This window comes from Candidatus Borrelia fainii (assembly GCF_027925085.1).
Lineage (GTDB): Bacteria > Spirochaetota > Spirochaetia > Borreliales > Borreliaceae > Borrelia > Borrelia turicatae.
Genome location: NZ_AP027070.1, coordinates 198700 through 215818, shown reverse-complemented (window position 1 = coordinate 215818; position 17119 = coordinate 198700). Strand labels below are relative to the sequence as shown.

The following is a 17119-nucleotide window of genomic DNA, read 5'->3' as shown; positions in this document are numbered from 1 at the left end:
GTTTTAGCAGTTATGTCTTTTGGTTATGAGTTTTAAAATTTGTATTTTAATATTTTGTTGGATTGTTTCAATTATTAATAAATATAAGATATTTTTTATTCTTAAAAAAGATTTTTTTTGTCTTGTAAGTGCTACTAGAATATTAGAGTGATTTTTTGATATTATGTCTTATTATTAATATTTTTTTATTTTAAAAATAAAGGAGGTTGTGTTATGCAGGGTGAGAACATGGTTTCAATTAGAGGTGGTAATAGAAAAAAAATACTCCTTAGTTTAAAGAATATGCAATATTCAAGGACAGATTTGGCACGTAAATTATCATTGACAAATGCGGCTGTGACAATTCTTACTAATCATATGATTAAGGAGAATATTTTAGTTGAAGTTGGTTCAAAAGAATCAGGCATTAAAAAGCATGGACGAAAAGAAATACTTCTTGATATTAATAAAGATTTTGCATATTCGATGGGAGTAATTATTTCAAGTAATTATTTTCAAATAGGAATTGCAAACCTTAAATGTGAGGTTTTAATAAGTGAGACTTATTCTTTTGAACCACCAGTTAGCGCTTATGAGATTTTGGAAAAAATTAAAGATCATATGATTGAGATTATCTGGAAACATAATTTTTCAAGGGATAAATTTATTGGGTTGGGATTTAGTATTACTGGTATAATTAAGGATAAGGAATCTGGTATTGTTAATGATAGTCATGGTGCATGGATTGAGAAAGATGTGCCTGTTAAGGCTATATTAGAAGAATATTTTTCACTTACAGTGTATCTTGAAAGTTATGTTAAAAATCTTTCTCTTGCTGAATTTATGGGTAAGAATGTAGATAACATTATGTTTTTCGATTATACAGATACCGCAGAGCTTTCTATTTGGTCTGGTGGTAATGTTTATGCTGGTTTTAATAATAAATCTGGTATGGTTAGTCATATGGTAATTGATTATAGAGGGGAGAAAAATTGTCCTACATGTGGAAATAAGGGGTGTGTTAATATGTTGATATCTAATTTTGCACTTCAGCGTTTGATTTCAAAAGAGTTTATGAATGGAGAGATTCCTGAGCTTTATGACAAGTATGAGAGTAGGCTTAAAAAAGTTACGATATATGACATTTTTGCTCTTCATGATAAATATGAGTTTATATATAAAATAATGGAAAATACAGTAAAATACTTAGCAATAGTTATTATTAATATTCAAAGGGTTCTTGATTTTAATTATTTAGTGCTTTATGGACAAAGTTTTAAACTTAAGAGTTTTTTTGATTTATTAAAAAAAGAAATAAAAAAATTGAATAAAGAGAGTATAATATTAAAGCTTAGTTCTCTAGATACGGAAGTATCTGTTGTTGGTCCTGCTTCTAGTGTTATATTCAATAAATTCTATTTGACTGGAGGAGATATTGATTAATATTTTCTTTTTTTGTATTGTATATTTTGTAGGATTTTTTACAAATGAAGGTGATTTTTAGTGTTTGAGAATTTAGGTGCGGGTTTTAGAGATTTTGTAAAGTATATCTCTGGAAAATCTGTGATAAATGAGAAAAATATTGAAGCAGCCATTGATACTATTAAAAATGCCTTAATTGAAGCCGATGTTAATTTAAGAGTTGTAAGACGTTTTATAAATTCTGTAATCGAAGAGGCAAAGGGGATTAAGGTTTTAAGAAATATTGATCCTAAGTCTCAGTTTATTAAGATTGTTAATGATAATCTTATAGATTTCCTGGGCGATAAGCATTCTGAGCTCGTTTTAAATCCCATTAACAAATTATCATGCATTCTTATGCTTGGTCTTCAAGGTTCTGGAAAAACTACAACATGTGCAAAGCTTGCGATGCGACTTAAGTCAGAGAATCGAAAAGTTCTTCTTGTAGCTGCAGATACTTTTAGAGCTGCAGCGGTTAATCAGTTAAAGATTTTGGGTGTGCAAGTTGGTGTTTCTGTATTTTTTCTTGAGGGTGAGAGTGATCCTATTAAAGTTGTAAAAAAATCCATTGAATATGCTAAAACAGAGCTTTTTGATACTGTAATAATAGATACTAGAGGGCGTCTTGAGGTTGAAGATTTATTATTAAGAGAAATAATAAAGATAAGGGATATTGTGGCCCCTACGGAGACAATATTAGTTGCAGATGCAATGACGGGTCAGAGTGCTGTAAATATTGCTAAGGAATTTAATGATAGTGTTGGGATTACGGGTGTAATTTTTACAAAATTTGATTCTGATGCTAGAGGTGGTGCCATATTATCACTTAAGACTATTTGTGGAGCACCTATTAAATTTGTTGGAGTTGGAGAAAAACCTGAGGATCTTGATGTTTTTTATCCAGATAGAGTTGCTTCACGAATTCTTGGTATGGGAGATATTGTTAGTCTTGTTGAAAAAGCTCAAAGTGTTATAGATGAAGAAGAGGCCTTACGACTTGAGGAAAAATTTAAGAAAGACAACTTTAATTTTGAGGATTATTTAAATCAGTTTAAATATATGCGTAATATGGGTGGAATTTCTAGTTTGATAGGGATGCTTCCGGGTGTTTCATTAGAAATGTTAAATCGTGGTATTGATGAAAGAGAACTTAAAAGGGAAGAGGCCATCATTTTGTCTATGACTAAAAAAGAAAGGTTAAATCCTGTTGTTTTAAATAATCTTTCAAGGAAGAAAAGAATAGCTTTGGGAAGTGGGACAACAGTTTTCGAAGTAAACAAGCTTATGAAAAAATTTAGTCAGACCGTTTTGATGATGAAAAAAATGAAAAATAAGAGTTTTCAAAATAAGATAGCATCTCTTTTTGGAGATAAAGGAGGAATGGTAAATTGAGTGTTAGGATAAGATTAAAGAGGATGGGGGCAAAAAAGAGGCCTTATTATCGAATTGTAGTCATGGATTCTACTTCGCCTAGAGATGGACGAGCCATTGAAGAGCTTGGGTATTATCATCCTGTTGAAAAGCAAAATCAAGTCAAAATCAATGAGGATAAGTTTAAAGATTGGATAGGCAAAGGAGCTATTCCAAGTGATACGGTTAAAAAAATTTTGAATAAAAGTAATTTTAAAGTTGAGAATTAGGAGGACTTAATGAAAGAATACGGTAATGAAATTGAGCTTGTAGAATTTGTAGTCAAATCTCTTGTAGATAAAAGAGATGAGGTTAAGTTAAATGTAGTTGAAGGTGAAAAATCAACTATTTTAGAATTAAGAGTTTCTGCAAATGATGTTGGGAAAATAATTGGGAGAAGAGGACGCATTGCAAGGGCTATTAGGACACTCCTTAGTGCTTGTGCTGCAAAAACAAATAGGAGAGTTCAACTAGAAATTTTGGACTAATTTGTGTTTGTAAAAGGCATAATATTGTCATCTTATGGAATTAATGGATATGCTAAAGTTAAGAGCATATCCAATGGTTTTTATGATTTTTTTGATTTAAAGGGTAATAAATTAGTTTTAAAAAAGAAATGTTGCTCTTCAATTGAAGTTAAAGTTGAAGATGTATCTTTAATGAATCATTCATTGTTATTGAAATTTGAAGAATTTAATACTCCTGAGCCTATCAAGGGTTTAATCGGCTTTGAGTTATGGGTAAATGATGAATTTGCATCTAAATTAGAAGAAGGTGAGTATTACTTTAGCGAGTTTATTGGTTATAAGCTTGTTAATAATGGAAAAGAATTGGGAGTTGTTGTATCTTTTTTTGAGTGTGTTACGTCAATTCTTTTTGAAGTTAAAGTTGGAAGTAAATTATTTTTTGTTCCCTTTTTAGATATTTATCTTGGAGATATTGATCGAGAATTGAAAACTATTGAGCTTAAGGTATTAGATCTCTTAAAATGAAAATTACTATTCTCTCTTTATTTCCTTCAATCATTACTCCATTTTTTGAAAATTCAATAATGAAAAAAGTTATAACTAAAGGCATTATTACTTGTGAAGTCATATCTATTCGTGATTTTTCCGATGATAAACATAAAAGATGTGATGATATTCCTTATGGTGGAGGTGCTGGTATGGTTTTAAAAGCCCAACCTATCTCTGCTGCTCTTGATTATGTAAATGCAAAAGAAAAAACCACAATATTTGTAAGTCCGTCTGGATTGAAATATAATCAAAAATTGGCTTATGACTTGTCAAAGAAAAATGAACTTGTTATAATTTGTGGAAGATATGAAGGGATTGATCAACGTATAATTGATTTGTATGTTGATTTTGAAATTTCAGTTGGAGATTATGTATTATCTTCAGGTGAGGTTGCTGCTCTTGTCATAATAGATAGTATATATAGATTGTTAGAAGGTGTAATAAATCCGAATTCCTTGCTTGAGGAATCTTTCAGTTGTGAGTGTGGCTTGCTTGAGTATCCTCACTATACTAGACCTTATGAATTTAAGGGATTAGAAGTTCCTAATGTGCTTCTTTCAGGTCATCACGAGGAAATAAGAAAATGGCGATTTATGAAGTCTATTGAAAAAACAAAGAAAAATAGATATGATTTGTACCTTAAATATTTGGAAATGAGAGGAGAAAATGATGGATTTAATAAGAAAAATTGAGGCTAAAGGAAAGAGAATAGAAAATTTTGATTTTAGGGTAGGAGATACTATACGTGTTAGTTATAAAATAATTGAAGGCACTAATGAGAGAATTCAAAATTTTGAGGGTCTTGTTATATCTATTCAAAATAAAGGTATTGGACAAACTTTTTTAGTTAGAAAGATTTCTTCAGGAATTGGAGTTGAGAAAATTTTTCCTATGCATTCACCTATTATAGAAAAGGTTCAAGTGTTAAAGCGAGGGAAGGTAAGGCGAGCAAAACTTTACTACATGAGAGATAGAATTGGTAAAGCCGCTATGAAGGTGAAAGAGCGTCTTGATATTAATAGGCTTAAATAATACTTAAGTATTTAAAATTACTTTAAACAAAAAATGTCCTTTAAATGGAAAATTGGAAGTTATTAAGTCTTTTGGTGTTAATTAAGTGGCATGTATTTTTTTAGGCAGTTATTTTGAATTAAAGAGTAATTTTCCATTTAAAGTTGGTTTTAAGTATTTTGCTAAGATGGTTAGCACTTTAGGTAATTTTTTGATTCATGTTAATTATACATCTATATTTAGAGATTTAGATTTATTTGAGATTGATGATAAGTTTGTATTTAAACGAAGAGGTAATTCTTTCGATCAAAACACTAAAAAATTATTTAGGAATATTTTGCTAATATAAAAGATGAGTTTGTTTTAAAGTTTTTTTTAATTTTGTATAATCAAATTATAACAGAACATTATTTTATGCAAATTTATAATTGTTTTGGCAGTAAATTAAGAATAAGAGAGCATGATAATAAACTACTAATTTTTATTGAAAACGATAATAATTTTATTATTTCAATTTCCTTTAAATTTATGGAAGCTATTGGTTTGTTATTTTTATTTTTTTATAAAGATTTAGAAATGCTTTATAAGTGGAGTTTTGTTTGTTTTTTTGATGAACAAGAAAAAATTATTTGTAAGATTAATCACTTCGAATCTGGTTCTATATATAAGAATATATGCAGATTTTGATTTAAATAATATTGTTAGAGAGCTGAAAAGTTCTCTTTTTTGTTATAATATAACTGAGATAAAAATATTAGATTCAATTCAAAATTTGAAAATTTTGAATTGAGAAGTAATAGTAGCTAAGAGTATTAATTATAAGATATGAGATAAGATATGCATGGAGAAAAATTAGCTTTATGATTAAATATGATATTAAATTTTCAGCGTTTTCTATTTTAGCTAAGACTAGAGGAGAGAAGGTTGTACGTATAAAGGGGCTTGCTTAAGTGATAGGGTATTCCTATTGTGGAGGATAAATATTTATCTGAGAGCTTATTTTTGTTTGATGAGGATTATTTTATTGATTCTAAATATTTCAAAGTAGTTACACATATTTTATCTGTTGTTTATAAATTGAAGAGTGAGAAATTATGAATAGTAGACAAATTGGAAATCGTGGTGAGGTTTTTAATTAAAAATATTTGTTTGAAAATCTTAATAATTTTTATTTTGTAGAGGTAAAATCTTGAAATGTTTATCCATTTGAAAATTTAGAATATTCAATTAATGGAAAAAGATGACAACTATGGTGAGTATAGTATTAAAATATATCACATCTAGTGATTTGAGGTCATTTGTAATATTTTTTGACATTGTGTTTAATTTTAAGAGATTATTTATTTGTTTTATATAATTGAGGGAGATAGCATTGAAGTTTAATCTAAATAAAGCTTGTGGCAATGATTTTAGAAAGGTAAAGAAAGTTCCCTATTGGAAAATGAGAAAAGTAAAATCTGAGCTTAAGAAACAAAATGTTGTGGTTTTAAATACTAATGATAATAAATCTTTGGGTATTAACTTTAATGACCAAAAAAGTTATAAGGGTAATAAACAAAAAGGTTTTAGTAAAGACCGCAGATTGCGTATAAGGTTTAAAGAAGTATGTCCTATTTGTGAGAAACCTATCAGGGATATTATTTCTTGTATGTCTATGAAGTTGAATGGTGAAGATAAACCTATACATTTTGATTGTGCTATTGATAAATTGAAGTCTGAGAATGAGCTTTTTAAGAATGAAAGTTTATTGTATAGGGGTGTTGGTAAATTTTTTGTTATTGACAAGTCTGTTAGAGGAAATAGTTTGGCTTTTAAGATAGTCAGGGAAATTGATTTTGAAAATTTAGAAGGTTGTCCTAATTGGCGAAAAAAAATTCTTCAAGATATGAATAAAGGATTTAAATTTTATTAATTATGAGAGTAGCATTATTTCCTGGGTCATTTGATCCTATTACTTGGGGACATATTGATTTAGTAAAAAGAGCATCATTAATTTTTGATAAGGTTATTGTTCTTGTTGCTAATAATAGTGCTAAGAGTTATTTGCTTAGTGATGTTGAAAGATATGAACTTACTTTTGAGGTTATTGCATCTTTAGGATGGTCAAGAATTTTTGTAGATAGGTATGATGGAATTATTTTGGATTATGCTTTAAAAAATGATATTGGTTTTATTGTTAGGGGTGTTAGGGCTTTTCATGATTTTGAATTTGAATTTGAAAGATATGTTGTTAGTAGCAAGCTTAGTCCTTCAATAGACATAGTATTTTTGCCTAGTAGTGATAAATATCTGTTTGTAAGATCAGATCTTGTTAAAGAATTGATAAGGAACAAAAATTTTGATCTTTCAAGTTTTATCCCGGATCTAGTGCAAAAAAAGTTGAAATCTAAGTTTATTGACAAATTATCTTAATAATATATATATTATTAAGATATGTTTGTTTATGTTTAAGGAGACAAAGAGATGGCTGTTCCAAAATTTAAGCCTTCAAAGTCTAGAAGTAGGACGAGGCGCAGTATAAATATGAGGAAAAAAATACCTCAATTTCAAGAGTGTTCAAATTGTGGTATCCTTGCAGTAAGGCACAGAGTATGTGTGAAGTGTGGTTATTATAGAAATAGTCAATATTTAGAATTAGGATTGTAGTTTGAACGAGGAATGTTTGTTTATGGATCAAAGTGAGATTTTTAAAAAGGTTAGATCTATCATATCCGAGCAGCTTGATAAAAAAGAGGATGAAATTACTATGGAATCTAGGTTCGTTGAGGACCTTGGTGCAGACAGTCTTGATATTTATGAACTTTTATATCTACTTGAGGAAGCATTTGATGATAAGATTCCAGAAAATGAGGCTAGTGAATTTGAGACTATAGGTGATGTTGTTGCTTTTATTGAGAAAAAAAAGGATTAGATATCATGAGTTCTGCTGTAATTAAGTTGGATACAGATCGGAGAAAAAAGTTAGATGAGTTCTTAATGAGTTTGCATATTGATTTTAATGATATTGATTTGTTAAATATGTCTTTAAGTCATTCATCATATGCAAATGAATTTGACCAAAAATATGCTAATAATGAGAGATTAGAGTTTTTAGGAGATTCTGTTCTTAATCTTATTATTACAGATTATTTATATAGATTTTATCCTGAAAAGAGTGAAGGTGAGCTTAGTAAGGCTAGATCTTATATTGTTAGTGAAGAATCGCTCTCTAGTATCGCTCGAGAACTTAATCTTGGCAATTATATTTTGCTTGGTAAGGGTGAAGAGAATAATGATGGACGCAATAAGAAGGGTATTCTTGCAGATGCTATTGAGGCTTTTGTTGGTGCACTTTATCTTGATGGTGGGTTTTTAAAGGTTTTGGATTTTGTCATAGAGCTTTTTGAAGTTCACATAAGGTTAATGTTTAATCGTGGTGATTTTAAAGATTATAAGAGTCTTTTGCAAGAATATGTTCAAAAAAAATATAAAATTTCTCCCACTTATAAGTTGGCTAAAGAGTTAGGTCCTGATCATAATAAGGTTTTTTGTGTTGAACTTTATGTTAATGATAAATTTATATCTAATGGTAAGGGGAAGTCTAAGAAAGAGGCTGAGATGATAGCAGCTGAGATGGCACTTAAGAATATTGCACATATTGCTCTTTAATTTTTTTGATTAAAAGTTCTTTTTTATTTAATTTGGGATTGTTTAGTACCTCTCTTAATAAGTATTCAAGGATTTTTCCGATGTTTTTGTTTTCTGTTAATTTAAGGTTTTTGATGTCGTTGCCATTTATTTTTAGTTCTTTTAAAGACAAGGGATCTTTTAGTAATTTTTTGCTTCTTATTTTGTTTATTATAAATTTAAGTTTATGATCTTTTCCTTTAAGAGCCTTATATATGTCGAGTATTTCCTTATAGTTTTCTCTGGTGGCTTTGCTTAATAAGATTCTTATATCATGTAATTTTTTAATTTTTAAAGTGTTGATTTCATTAATAGCGATTTTATATATTAGTATTAATTTAATGTCTTTATTTGAAAATCGAAGTGATTTTAAATTTTCTATTAAACATGGTATATCTTTTTTTATTGTAAAAATAACTATTGCTTTTAAATAAAATTTATTTTTATTTAAAAGAGTAATTTTGTTTTTTAATTTTTTGTTTATTTCTGTGTTGAAAAAGTATTTAAAGAAATTTAATTTTTGTAGATAATTGATTCCTTTTATTGGATTTTTTCCTTCTAGAAGTTTAATAAATTCGTTGTTTATTCTTTCTTTTGATAGAGATAAGATATTTACTTTTTTATATTTCATGGAAATTAATGTATTTTTATCGATTGTGAAATTAAGTGTGGATGCAAATCTTGCAGCTCTTAGTATTCTAAGAGCATCTTCTTCAAATCTTTTGTTTGGGTTTCCTATACATCTTATTATTTTTTTGTTAAGGTCTTGTTTTCCTTTATAGTAATCTATTATTTTATAGTTAAGTATATCCATTGCGATTGAGTTTATTGTAAAATCTCTTCTTTGAAGATCTTCATTTAAGTTTTTTGTAAATTTTATGTTTTTAGGGGCTCTTTTGTTTTCGTAGTCTATATCTATTCTGTAAGTTGTGACTTCAAAAATTTTTTTATTAAAAATTATGCTTATTGTACCATGTTTTATTCCTGTTTGCACATTGTTTGGAAATAGTTTCATTATTTCTTCTGGAGTTGCATTTGTTGTAAAGTCAAAATCATAAGGTATCTTTTTAAGAAGTAAATCCCTTAAAGCACCTCCTACTAAGAAGAATTCATAATTATGATTATTAAAGATTTTACTAATTCTTATTATGTCTTTAGTATTAATACCTAGATTCATATAGAAATATATTATAGTTGAAATATTATTTTTTTTAAGGTTAAAATATAGTTTTAGTTTATTCTTAAAATATCATAAAATAATATTTGTTTGATGTATATTTAAACATTTATAAATGGGGTTTTATGAACAAGAGTAATGTTAGTATATATGATTCTATTGATAAGCTTTCAAAGGATTCAAGGTCTAAATTGATGAAAGAGATTAAAGAGAATTTAAGCCTAAATTCTCTATTGTTGTCTGAAGATAATTCTAATTACTTATATTCAGATGTTTCCATGCAAATTGATGATTTTTTGTCTGAAAAATTCATGGAAGAGTCATTTTGGGTAAAAATATGGGTGTATATCTTAAAATTTTTTCAAAAAGATAAAACTACAGAGGATATTTATAAAATGCATCTTTTAAAAAGATTAGAAGATCATGTTAATAATATGTATGAAAATCCTGTCATAGATTTTAAAAAAAGATATCTACGTATAGGGTTTATAGAAATGTTTTTTGAACTTTATTGCCATTTAGTTAAACTTAAAGGGTATTTTAAGATGTTAGAGAAAGGGAATATTGTTGAACAAACAATGTTTGAAGTTATTCACAGTAAAATTCCTAATTCTCAGTGCAAGGTAGAAGATTTTTTAGAACCTGAGGAGTATGAACAATTTTTAAAAAAATATAAAACCCAAGATGAAATAGAAAAGATTATTAAAATAAAGATTGGTAATTATATTACTTCAATTCCTTTACAAATTTATGCAATTGTAGAGGATATGTTTGAATTTTTTTATGTTCTAAATGGTATTGCATTTTTTCCTTATAGCTCTTTTTTTTCTTTTTTTAATGTTGAGCCTTTAGACGATATGGGTAATTTTGATGTTTCCGATCTTGATAAGACAGTTAGTACCAATTTTGAGAGTGTGAGTAAGTATTTTAAATGTTTTTTTGAGATTTTACATACATTAAAAGATATTGAAATAAATGAGGAGGTTCTTAAAATTATTGTTAAAAATTATTTTTTAATAATAAAATCAAATGCGAATGGCATTTTAAGTGAAGAGAGTCTTTTAGGAATTGATTCTATGTTTAAAGATCTTTTGGATATTATGACACAAATAGTTAGCTTATCAAAAACTTTGCCTTATTTAGATGTTTTTAAAATTTATTATGAAAATCCCGTTTTAAGGCCTAAAAATTATGTTCCTTGTTTTGATGTAAAAAGTTTTTATAAAAATATTTTATTTTTAAATGTTACTGAGCAGCTTGTTAAAAACTATGCTAAGTCTTTAACAATACTTGTGCATAGAGAACTTAAAAATTTAATTGAAAATTATAGTGTTATTATTAATCTAGATAGCATAATTTTTAAGGGAATGGAGCTTGAATGTTCACATTTTAAAAAACTCTACTTTCTCAATGAATTCTTTAAACATATTTATGACGTAAAAATAATAGAAATATTAAGGACCGTAAATAATGTAGTACTTGTCAATAATACCGACTTAAGAAGTTTGTATATTAAGCTTGAGAGAAATATAAGTATGCTGAGAAAAAAAGTTTATGATTTGTATTTTGAGCTTAATTATAAAAATGAGGAGTATGAACAATATAACAAAGATTATGATAGTGATGATTCTTATAGGGATAAAATTTTGGAATGGTGCTTGAAGAAAGTTGAGGCTGTTAAAGGTTTGATTTTTGAGTTTATGGGTTGTTTTATTGATCTTAAGGAGAAGTACATTGCTCTTTTAGACAATAATAATGCTTTTATACAAAGTACTCTTAATATTCCTCATAAACTGTCTACAGAAGATAGTACTAAAATCAGTTTAGGTTATGTTATTGCTAATGTGTTGTTTATAATTAAACAATCTCTTTTTATACTTGAAAATTTATAGGTTGTTATGAAAAACTTTCATGCAAACGATTTAAGGTTATTGTCAATTTTGATTAGAGTTTTAGTAATAATTTTATTTTTTAATTCTGTACTTAGTTTGTTTATGTTTTTAGCAGGTGCTTATAATGTTTTTAAGTATTCTTTTCAAAAATTTTCACTTGAATTTGCGATTGTATTGAGTACTATTTCTTTTGGACTTGAGGCTATGAGATTAATTTTTTCTTTCTTTAGAAGAAAGAGAATTAAACATTATATCATTTTGGTTTTTAGTTTTATTATTTGTTTTTGTGCTTTTTTTATAAAAATTTTTCTTTTTCTTGAAATATAATTTTAATTTGTTTATTTTAATCTTGCTCTTGACTAATATATTTTATTTTTATAAACTAACCATTAGCTTTATTATGCCGACTTAGCTCAGCTGGCTAGAGCAGCGGTCTTGTAAACCGCAGGTCGTCGGTTCGAGTCCGACAGTCGGCTTTTAAGGGGCGGTACCGAAGTGGTTAACCGGGGCAGACTGTAAATCTGTTGGCATTGCCTACGTGGGTTCGAATCCCACCCTCCCCAATTTGAAATTGAGATTTAGCTAAATATTTTGTGAGGTTTAATTTTTTTTGTTTGATTATTTGAAATATAATTTTAATATTGTGTTTTTTGAATATTTTCGTATTTATTATAATAAAATTTTAATTAATGTTTATAAATTATGTTTTGTAGGGATAATTGTGCTTTGTTGTTTCTTATTTAATTGAAAGTATGAAATCGTGATTTTCTTTTTTTAAAAGAGATTTTAAGTTTTTATGGCAATAAAAAAAAATTTCATTTCCCTTTTTGTGTTATTTATTATTTTTTTTCTCTTAGCATTTTTTTTGTATTTTTTAAATTCTTCTCCTTTTAAATCTGATTTAATATATGAGTTTGAAGTTCAAAAGGGATGGGGAGTAAAAAAAATTGCTTGGGAACTTAAGAAAAAAGGGTTGATTAGATCTGACAAATTATTGATAGCTATTTCTTATCTTTTTGGTAGTGATAAAAATTTTAGGGAAGGAAAATATTTAATCAATGGTCATTGTTCAACTTTTGATGTATATAGAGAATTTTTGAAAGGCAGACCTATACTTCCTATTAATATCACCATTCCTGAAGGGTATACTGGTAGAAGAATAGCTTTGAAGCTTTATGAATCGGGCATTATTAGTGATGCACAAAGTTTTGTTAATTTAATAAATGATGTTAAATTTATCAGTGCACTTGGACTTAGTTATGATTCTCTTGAAGGTTTTTTGTTTCCAGATACTTATAAATTTTATAAGGGTATGGATATGAAGGAAATAATTCGAATTTTTGTTGGTAATTTTTTTAGCAAACTTGATTCTATTGGGATAGAGCATAAATCTTATTCTAGTGGAGAGTTTTATAATAAAGTGATCGTTGCTTCTATTGTTGAGCGTGAGTATCGAGTTAAGAGTGAAGCACCAGTAATGGCATCTGTTTTTTATAATAGGATAAATTCTAATATGGCATTACAATCTTGTGCTACAATTGAGTATATTATTACCGAAGAGCTAAGAAAAACTCATCCTACAAGAATTTATTTTTCAGATTTAGAAATTGATTCTGCATATAATACCTATATTAATAAAGGTTATCCCCCAGGTCCAATTTCTAACGCTGGGATTGTATCTTTAAAGGCCGCTTTTTTTCCAGCTGACACAAAGTATTTATTTTTTGTTATAAAAGATCCTAAAGTTGGAACTCATAAATTTTCTTCAGTTTATAATGACCATCTCTTAGCTGTGAATAGTTATATTCATAATTTTATTACTAAGGATTAAGGAAGTATGGAGTATGCTAAAGTTATAGATTTAATTAAACAGAGAGTGGATATTGTATCTTTAATAAGTGAGCATGTTAGAGTAGTTAAATCAGGAGCATCTTATAAAGGGCTTTGTCCTTTTCACGCTGAAAAGACCCCTTCTTTTTTTATAATTCCTGCTCAGGGATTTTTTTATTGTTTTGGATGTAAGAAAGGTGGAGATGCCATCAAATTTTTGATGGATATTGAAAAATTTGATTATAATGGTGCTGTTAAGTCTTTGTGCAGTAGGATAGGTATTGCATATGATGATATTAAGAAAACCACTGTAGTTAAGAATAATACTAGGGATAAATCAATAATTTCAAAAATATATGATTTAAATGCTAAATTGATTAAGACTTTTGAATTTTTTTTAAATAATAATCAAAAAGTTTTAAATTATATTTTGCAAACGAGAAAGATATCTAAAGAGGTTATTGATTTATTTAATATTGGTTATTTGCGATTCGATATTCCAGGTAAGTTTAATTTTTATAATTTTTTGATTTCAAAAGGATATTCCGATGAAATTTTGAGTAAAAGTGGTTTCTTTTCAAAGAAGAAGGGAATATTTTCAATTTTATCTGGAAGATTGATTTTTCCAATCAGAGATTTTAAAGGAAATGTGGTAGGATTTGGAGGTAGATATTTAGGTAGAAATAATGGGCCTAAATATATTAATTTAAATGAAACAGAGGTTTTTAAAAAGAGAGAATTGCTTTATGGATTTTATGAAGGCTTTTCTGTTATTAAGGAAAGTAAATCTGTAATTTTAACAGAAGGGTATGTAGATGTTCTTTCTTTTTTTACAGCGGGTGTAAAAATTGCAGTTTCTACACTTGGTACTTCTTTTTCAAGAGAACATTTTGCTTTAATTAAGAGATATGCAGATAAAATAATCATGTGTTTTGATGATGATGCTGCTGGGCTTTTAGCTACCTTTAAGGCTTATCAGCTTTGTTTACCGTTTAATATTGATGTAAGTGTAATTAGGATGAAGTATGGAGTTGATCCTGCAGATGTTTTAAAGAATAAAGGTGCTTTTGCTTTAAAGGATATGATTAACGATAGCTGTGATGCTTTTGAGTATCTTTTGGAAAAATATTCAGGTAAATATGATTTAACTAAAACAACAGATTTAAATAGTATGATTGATATGTTTATAACTTTGATAAGTTTGTCAAGTACTAATATGCAAAGGGATCTTCTTTTAAAAAAGCTTGCAAGTAAGGTGGGTATTAACTTAGAAACCTTAAGAGAAGATTATTATAGTATAAGAGAGAGGGGTGTAATTGCAAGTTATAATAGGAATGCATATTCTTATGAGATAAATACCTATGATAGATATTTATTAGTTGCCTTATTGAAAGACTTTAATTATTTTACTATAATAAGGCGTAATATTAGTGATAGTGACTTGTATGATGTTAATGTAAAAAAAATTTTTATGTGCTTTGAATACCTATTTGAGAATAATGAAAGTTTTTCATTGCTTAATTTAAAAGAATTGCTAAAAGATAATAAATATAGTGTTAGTGAAGTTTTTTTTGAGGATATGCTACGAGTAGAGTTTGAAGTGGATGATGAGATGGTTAAACAAATTTTGTTTGCAATTAAAAAAAGGAAAGTGAGGAATCGAATTTTAGTATTTAAAAATATGAGAAAGGATAATGTTTCAATAGATGCTAAGGTCCAAATAAGGGAATTGATGTTTTTAAATATGCAGAGAGAAAACTTGAGGATATATTTGAATGAATAGTGTAGAGAATAAAGACTTGCAGGTTTTTAAGAAGAAGAATTCAAAAATAATAAAGGCCATCTTAAGTCATTTGGGAGACAAAAAAGCAATTACTTTTGAGGATTTATCTACTTTTTTGTCAGGGGATATGTTGGAACCTGACAATATTGATTATATTTATGGAGTCCTTGAGAATGAGGGAATAAGCTTGGTTAATGAAAAGATGGAGTCAGATATTTATGATATTGATGAATTTGATGAGGCCGATAAACTTGATAGTCAATGTATGGTGTTAGACGATTCTATTCAAAGTGATGATGAAATTGATGATAAATTGGATGAATTTGATGATGAAATTTTAGACAAAGAAGATTTTAGTTCAGGATATATTAAGAGTGGTTTATTAAAAGATAGTAATTCTGAAGATCCTATAAGGCTTTACTTAAAGGAAATAGGGAAAGAATTTTTGTTAACTGGGGATCAAGAGGTTGAGCTTGCAAAACAGATGGATTCTGGTGAGAGCATAATTGAGAATATTCTTAAAAATGAAGGACTAGTCATAGAAAATTATTATAATTTAGTTAATGCTATTTATTCAAGAGTAGATAAAGAAGAGTTTTTTAAGAAAGAAAGGGAAAGAGAAAAAGATAATAATTTCGATTATTATAACAAAAAAAAAAGGATCACTTCTTTTTATAAAACTTCATTAAGACCATTTCAGGAGCGTTTAATAAAATATATTGAGAGGAAACATAGCTTATATGAGCTTGGGGAAGATATTTTTGAAGAGAGTATTACTAGTGAGAGACTTCATATAAAAGAAATGCTTAAATCGGTGCCTTTATATCAAGAAGAGTTACGTATTTTTTCAGATGATTACATTGATTCTGCTAGCAAAATAAAGGATTTAAAGAGGCAACAAAAGTCTATATTGGATAGATTAAATATAGATAAGGTACGCAATCTGAGAATTTTGGGAAGAGACTTAGCTATTCCTGAAAGACGAGAGAGGATAGAAAAATCTTTAAATATACGAGAAGATCTAATTAAAGAACAAATTACAGAAGCTCAACTTGCTCAAAAAGAGCTTGAGAGAATTGAGATGTATTATGAATATCCAATGGATAAGATAATAAGCATGTCAGAGGAGATCCTTAAGGGCAAGCAGATGATGCAACATGCAAAAGATCAGTTAATTAAGGCTAACTTAAGACTTGTGGTAAGTATTGCTAAAAAGTATGCTAATAGAGGGTTACATTTCTTTGATCTTGTTCAAGAGGGCAATATTGGTTTAATTAAGGCGGTTGAAAAATTTGAGTATAAGAGAGGCTTTAAGTTTTCTACTTATGCTACATGGTGGATTCGTCAAGCAATAACAAGATCAATCTCAGATCAGGCGCGTACCATTCGTGTTCCTGTTCATATGATTGAGCAGATAAATAGGTTGAATAGAGAAACAAGATATTTGGTTCAAGTGTTAGGTAAAGATCCAACAGATGAGGAGTTGTCAGCTAGACTTGGGTGGGATCTTAAAAAAGTAAAGACTGTAAAAAATGTTTCAAGAGAGCCCGTTTCACTTGAAACACCAATTGGAGAAGAAGAAGATTCTGTTCTTAGTGATTTTATTGAAGATAAGGCTATAAAAAATCCAGCAAAACACACGTCTTTTGTGGTCTTGCAAGATCAAATAAGAGCAGTTCTTGGGACTCTTCCAGAAAGAGAGCAGGAAGTTGTTAAGATGAGATTTGGTCTTGAAGATGGATATTCTTTGACTTTGGAAGAAGTTGGATTGCATTTTAATGTTACAAGAGAGAGAATTAGACAGATTGAGTCTAAGGCTTTAAGGCGACTTAAAAATCCTAAAAAAACCCAAAAACTTAAAGATTATTTAGAAGATTTAAATTGAATAGGAGGC

21 protein-coding genes and 2 tRNA genes are annotated in these 17119 nt (G+C 28.1%); 22 read left to right on the top strand and 1 reads right to left on the bottom strand.

The annotated features are described in order from the left end of the window. The first annotated feature begins 213 nt into the window (after positions 1 to 213). The 15 genes from badR (at position 214) to rnc (ending at position 8525) form a co-directional block, all read left to right on the top strand. Entirely contained in the window at positions 214 to 1422 is a 1209-nt protein-coding gene (badR, locus tag QMG63_RS00935) for a host adaptation transcriptional regulator BadR (protein WP_281860914.1), read from the top strand. 60 nt (positions 1423 to 1482) lie between these two features. Then, entirely contained in the window at positions 1483 to 2832 is a 1350-nt protein-coding gene (gene ffh, locus QMG63_RS00930) for a signal recognition particle protein (protein WP_281860912.1), read from the top strand. After that, complete coding sequence (gene rpsP / locus QMG63_RS00925; protein ID WP_281860910.1) at positions 2829 to 3080, top strand: 30S ribosomal protein S16; 252 nt, start codon at positions 2829 to 2831, stop codon at positions 3078 to 3080. Before ffh ends, rpsP begins: the two co-directional genes overlap by 4 nt. A gap of 9 nt (positions 3081 to 3089) precedes the next feature. After that, the gene (locus QMG63_RS00920) at positions 3090 to 3338 is read left to right on the top strand and encodes a KH domain-containing protein (RefSeq protein ID WP_281860908.1); all 249 of its coding nucleotides are present in this window, start codon (positions 3090 to 3092) and stop codon (positions 3336 to 3338) included. 3 nt (positions 3339 to 3341) lie between these two features. Further along, positions 3342 to 3842 carry a ribosome maturation factor RimM gene (gene rimM / locus QMG63_RS00915; protein WP_281860907.1) on the top strand — a complete coding sequence of 167 codons (501 nt, stop codon included), beginning with the start codon at positions 3342 to 3344 and terminating at the stop codon, positions 3840 to 3842. After that, positions 3839 to 4558: a tRNA (guanosine(37)-N1)-methyltransferase TrmD gene (gene trmD, locus QMG63_RS00910; RefSeq protein ID WP_281860905.1), complete on the top strand. Its 720-nt coding sequence runs from the start codon at positions 3839 to 3841 to the stop codon at positions 4556 to 4558. Before rimM ends, trmD begins: the two co-directional genes overlap by 4 nt. Then, complete coding sequence (gene rplS, locus QMG63_RS00905; protein ID WP_281860903.1) at positions 4536 to 4898, top strand: 50S ribosomal protein L19; 363 nt, start codon at positions 4536 to 4538, stop codon at positions 4896 to 4898. The genes trmD and rplS overlap by 23 nt, the downstream gene beginning before the upstream one ends. An 85-nt stretch (positions 4899 to 4983) precedes the next feature. Further along, complete coding sequence (locus tag QMG63_RS00900) at positions 4984 to 5226, top strand: hypothetical protein (protein ID WP_281860901.1); 243 nt, start codon at positions 4984 to 4986, stop codon at positions 5224 to 5226. Positions 5227 to 5291: 65 nt separating this feature from the next. Beyond that, positions 5292 to 5564 carry a hypothetical protein gene (locus tag QMG63_RS00895; protein WP_281860899.1) on the top strand — a complete coding sequence of 91 codons (273 nt, stop codon included), beginning with the start codon at positions 5292 to 5294 and terminating at the stop codon, positions 5562 to 5564. A gap of 282 nt (positions 5565 to 5846) precedes the next feature. Further along, positions 5847 to 5975 (top strand): hypothetical protein, encoded by a 129-nt coding sequence (locus QMG63_RS00890; protein WP_281860898.1) that lies wholly within the window; start codon positions 5847 to 5849, stop codon positions 5973 to 5975. Positions 5976 to 6249: 274 nt separating this feature from the next. Beyond that, the gene (locus tag QMG63_RS00885) at positions 6250 to 6789 is read left to right on the top strand and encodes a hypothetical protein (RefSeq protein ID WP_281860897.1); all 540 of its coding nucleotides are present in this window, start codon (positions 6250 to 6252) and stop codon (positions 6787 to 6789) included. Positions 6790 to 6791: 2 nt separating this feature from the next. Beyond that, complete coding sequence (gene coaD, locus QMG63_RS00880) at positions 6792 to 7289, top strand: pantetheine-phosphate adenylyltransferase (protein WP_281860895.1); 498 nt, start codon at positions 6792 to 6794, stop codon at positions 7287 to 7289. A 51-nt stretch (positions 7290 to 7340) separates the two neighbouring features. Beyond that, positions 7341 to 7523 carry a 50S ribosomal protein L32 gene (gene rpmF / locus QMG63_RS00875; protein WP_281860893.1) on the top strand — a complete coding sequence of 61 codons (183 nt, stop codon included), beginning with the start codon at positions 7341 to 7343 and terminating at the stop codon, positions 7521 to 7523. A gap of 22 nt (positions 7524 to 7545) precedes the next feature. Further along, entirely contained in the window at positions 7546 to 7788 is a 243-nt protein-coding gene (gene acpP / locus QMG63_RS00870) for an acyl carrier protein (RefSeq protein ID WP_025443510.1), read from the top strand. Positions 7789 to 7793: 5 nt separating this feature from the next. Continuing rightward, the gene (gene rnc / locus QMG63_RS00865; protein WP_281860891.1) at positions 7794 to 8525 is read left to right on the top strand and encodes a ribonuclease III; all 732 of its coding nucleotides are present in this window, start codon (positions 7794 to 7796) and stop codon (positions 8523 to 8525) included. On the opposite strand, the gene QMG63_RS00860 is transcribed toward rnc, so the two are convergent. Continuing rightward, the gene (locus tag QMG63_RS00860; protein WP_281860889.1) at positions 8497 to 9720 is read right to left on the bottom strand and encodes a CCA tRNA nucleotidyltransferase; all 1224 of its coding nucleotides are present in this window, start codon (positions 9718 to 9720) and stop codon (positions 8497 to 8499) included. The two genes, rnc and QMG63_RS00860, sit on opposite strands and share 29 nt — an antisense overlap. A 125-nt stretch (positions 9721 to 9845) precedes the next feature. Here QMG63_RS00860 and QMG63_RS00855 point away from each other — a divergent pair, with 125 nt between their 5' ends. From QMG63_RS00855 to rpoD, 7 genes are all read left to right on the top strand, one after another. Continuing rightward, complete coding sequence (locus QMG63_RS00855; RefSeq protein ID WP_281860887.1) at positions 9846 to 11612, top strand: hypothetical protein; 1767 nt, start codon at positions 9846 to 9848, stop codon at positions 11610 to 11612. A 6-nt stretch (positions 11613 to 11618) separates the two neighbouring features. Then, positions 11619 to 11939, top strand: coding sequence for a hypothetical protein (locus tag QMG63_RS00850; protein ID WP_281860886.1), 321 nt, complete (start codon positions 11619 to 11621; stop codon positions 11937 to 11939). Positions 11940 to 12014: 75 nt separating this feature from the next. Continuing rightward, positions 12015 to 12088: transfer RNA gene (locus QMG63_RS00845), tRNA-Thr, on the top strand. A 5-nt stretch (positions 12089 to 12093) separates the two neighbouring features. Continuing rightward, positions 12094 to 12175, top strand: a tRNA-Tyr gene (locus tag QMG63_RS00840). Positions 12176 to 12408: 233 nt separating this feature from the next. Further along, a complete protein-coding gene (gene mltG / locus QMG63_RS00835; RefSeq protein WP_281860884.1) occupies positions 12409 to 13443 on the top strand; it encodes an endolytic transglycosylase MltG in 1035 nt (344 codons plus the stop codon). Between the two features lie 6 nt (positions 13444 to 13449). Then, complete coding sequence (gene dnaG, locus QMG63_RS00830; protein WP_281860883.1) at positions 13450 to 15225, top strand: DNA primase; 1776 nt, start codon at positions 13450 to 13452, stop codon at positions 15223 to 15225. Continuing rightward, positions 15218 to 17110 (top strand): RNA polymerase sigma factor RpoD, encoded by a 1893-nt coding sequence (gene rpoD / locus QMG63_RS00825; RefSeq protein ID WP_425592794.1) that lies wholly within the window; start codon positions 15218 to 15220, stop codon positions 17108 to 17110. The genes dnaG and rpoD overlap by 8 nt, the downstream gene beginning before the upstream one ends. Positions 17111 to 17119 lie beyond the last annotated feature (9 nt).

What these genes read in the sequence shown, in the direction of transcription:
- badR (WP_281860914.1), top strand. Translation starts at nt 214, where the DNA reads ATGCAGGGTGAGAACATGGTTTCAATTAGAGGTGGTAATAGAAAAAAA.
- QMG63_RS00920 (WP_281860908.1), top strand. Translation starts at nt 3,090, where the DNA reads ATGAAAGAATACGGTAATGAAATTGAGCTTGTAGAATTTGTAGTCAAA.
- trmD (WP_281860905.1), top strand. Translation starts at nt 3,839, where the DNA reads ATGAAAATTACTATTCTCTCTTTATTTCCTTCAATCATTACTCCATTT.
- rplS (WP_281860903.1), top strand. Translation starts at nt 4,536, where the DNA reads ATGGATTTAATAAGAAAAATTGAGGCTAAAGGAAAGAGAATAGAAAAT.
- QMG63_RS00895 (WP_281860899.1), top strand. Translation starts at nt 5,292, where the DNA reads ATGCAAATTTATAATTGTTTTGGCAGTAAATTAAGAATAAGAGAGCAT.
- coaD (WP_281860895.1), top strand. Translation starts at nt 6,792, where the DNA reads ATGAGAGTAGCATTATTTCCTGGGTCATTTGATCCTATTACTTGGGGA.
- rpmF (WP_281860893.1), top strand. Translation starts at nt 7,341, where the DNA reads ATGGCTGTTCCAAAATTTAAGCCTTCAAAGTCTAGAAGTAGGACGAGG.
- acpP (WP_025443510.1), top strand. Translation starts at nt 7,546, where the DNA reads ATGGATCAAAGTGAGATTTTTAAAAAGGTTAGATCTATCATATCCGAG.
- rnc (WP_281860891.1), top strand. Translation starts at nt 7,794, where the DNA reads ATGAGTTCTGCTGTAATTAAGTTGGATACAGATCGGAGAAAAAAGTTA.
- QMG63_RS00860 (WP_281860889.1), bottom strand. Translation starts at nt 9,720, where the DNA reads ATGAATCTAGGTATTAATACTAAAGACATAATAAGAATTAGTAAAATC.
- QMG63_RS00855 (WP_281860887.1), top strand. Translation starts at nt 9,846, where the DNA reads ATGAACAAGAGTAATGTTAGTATATATGATTCTATTGATAAGCTTTCA.
- QMG63_RS00850 (WP_281860886.1), top strand. Translation starts at nt 11,619, where the DNA reads ATGAAAAACTTTCATGCAAACGATTTAAGGTTATTGTCAATTTTGATT.
- mltG (WP_281860884.1), top strand. Translation starts at nt 12,409, where the DNA reads ATGGCAATAAAAAAAAATTTCATTTCCCTTTTTGTGTTATTTATTATT.
- dnaG (WP_281860883.1), top strand. Translation starts at nt 13,450, where the DNA reads ATGGAGTATGCTAAAGTTATAGATTTAATTAAACAGAGAGTGGATATT.
- rpoD (WP_425592794.1), top strand. Translation starts at nt 15,218, where the DNA reads ATGAATAGTGTAGAGAATAAAGACTTGCAGGTTTTTAAGAAGAAGAAT.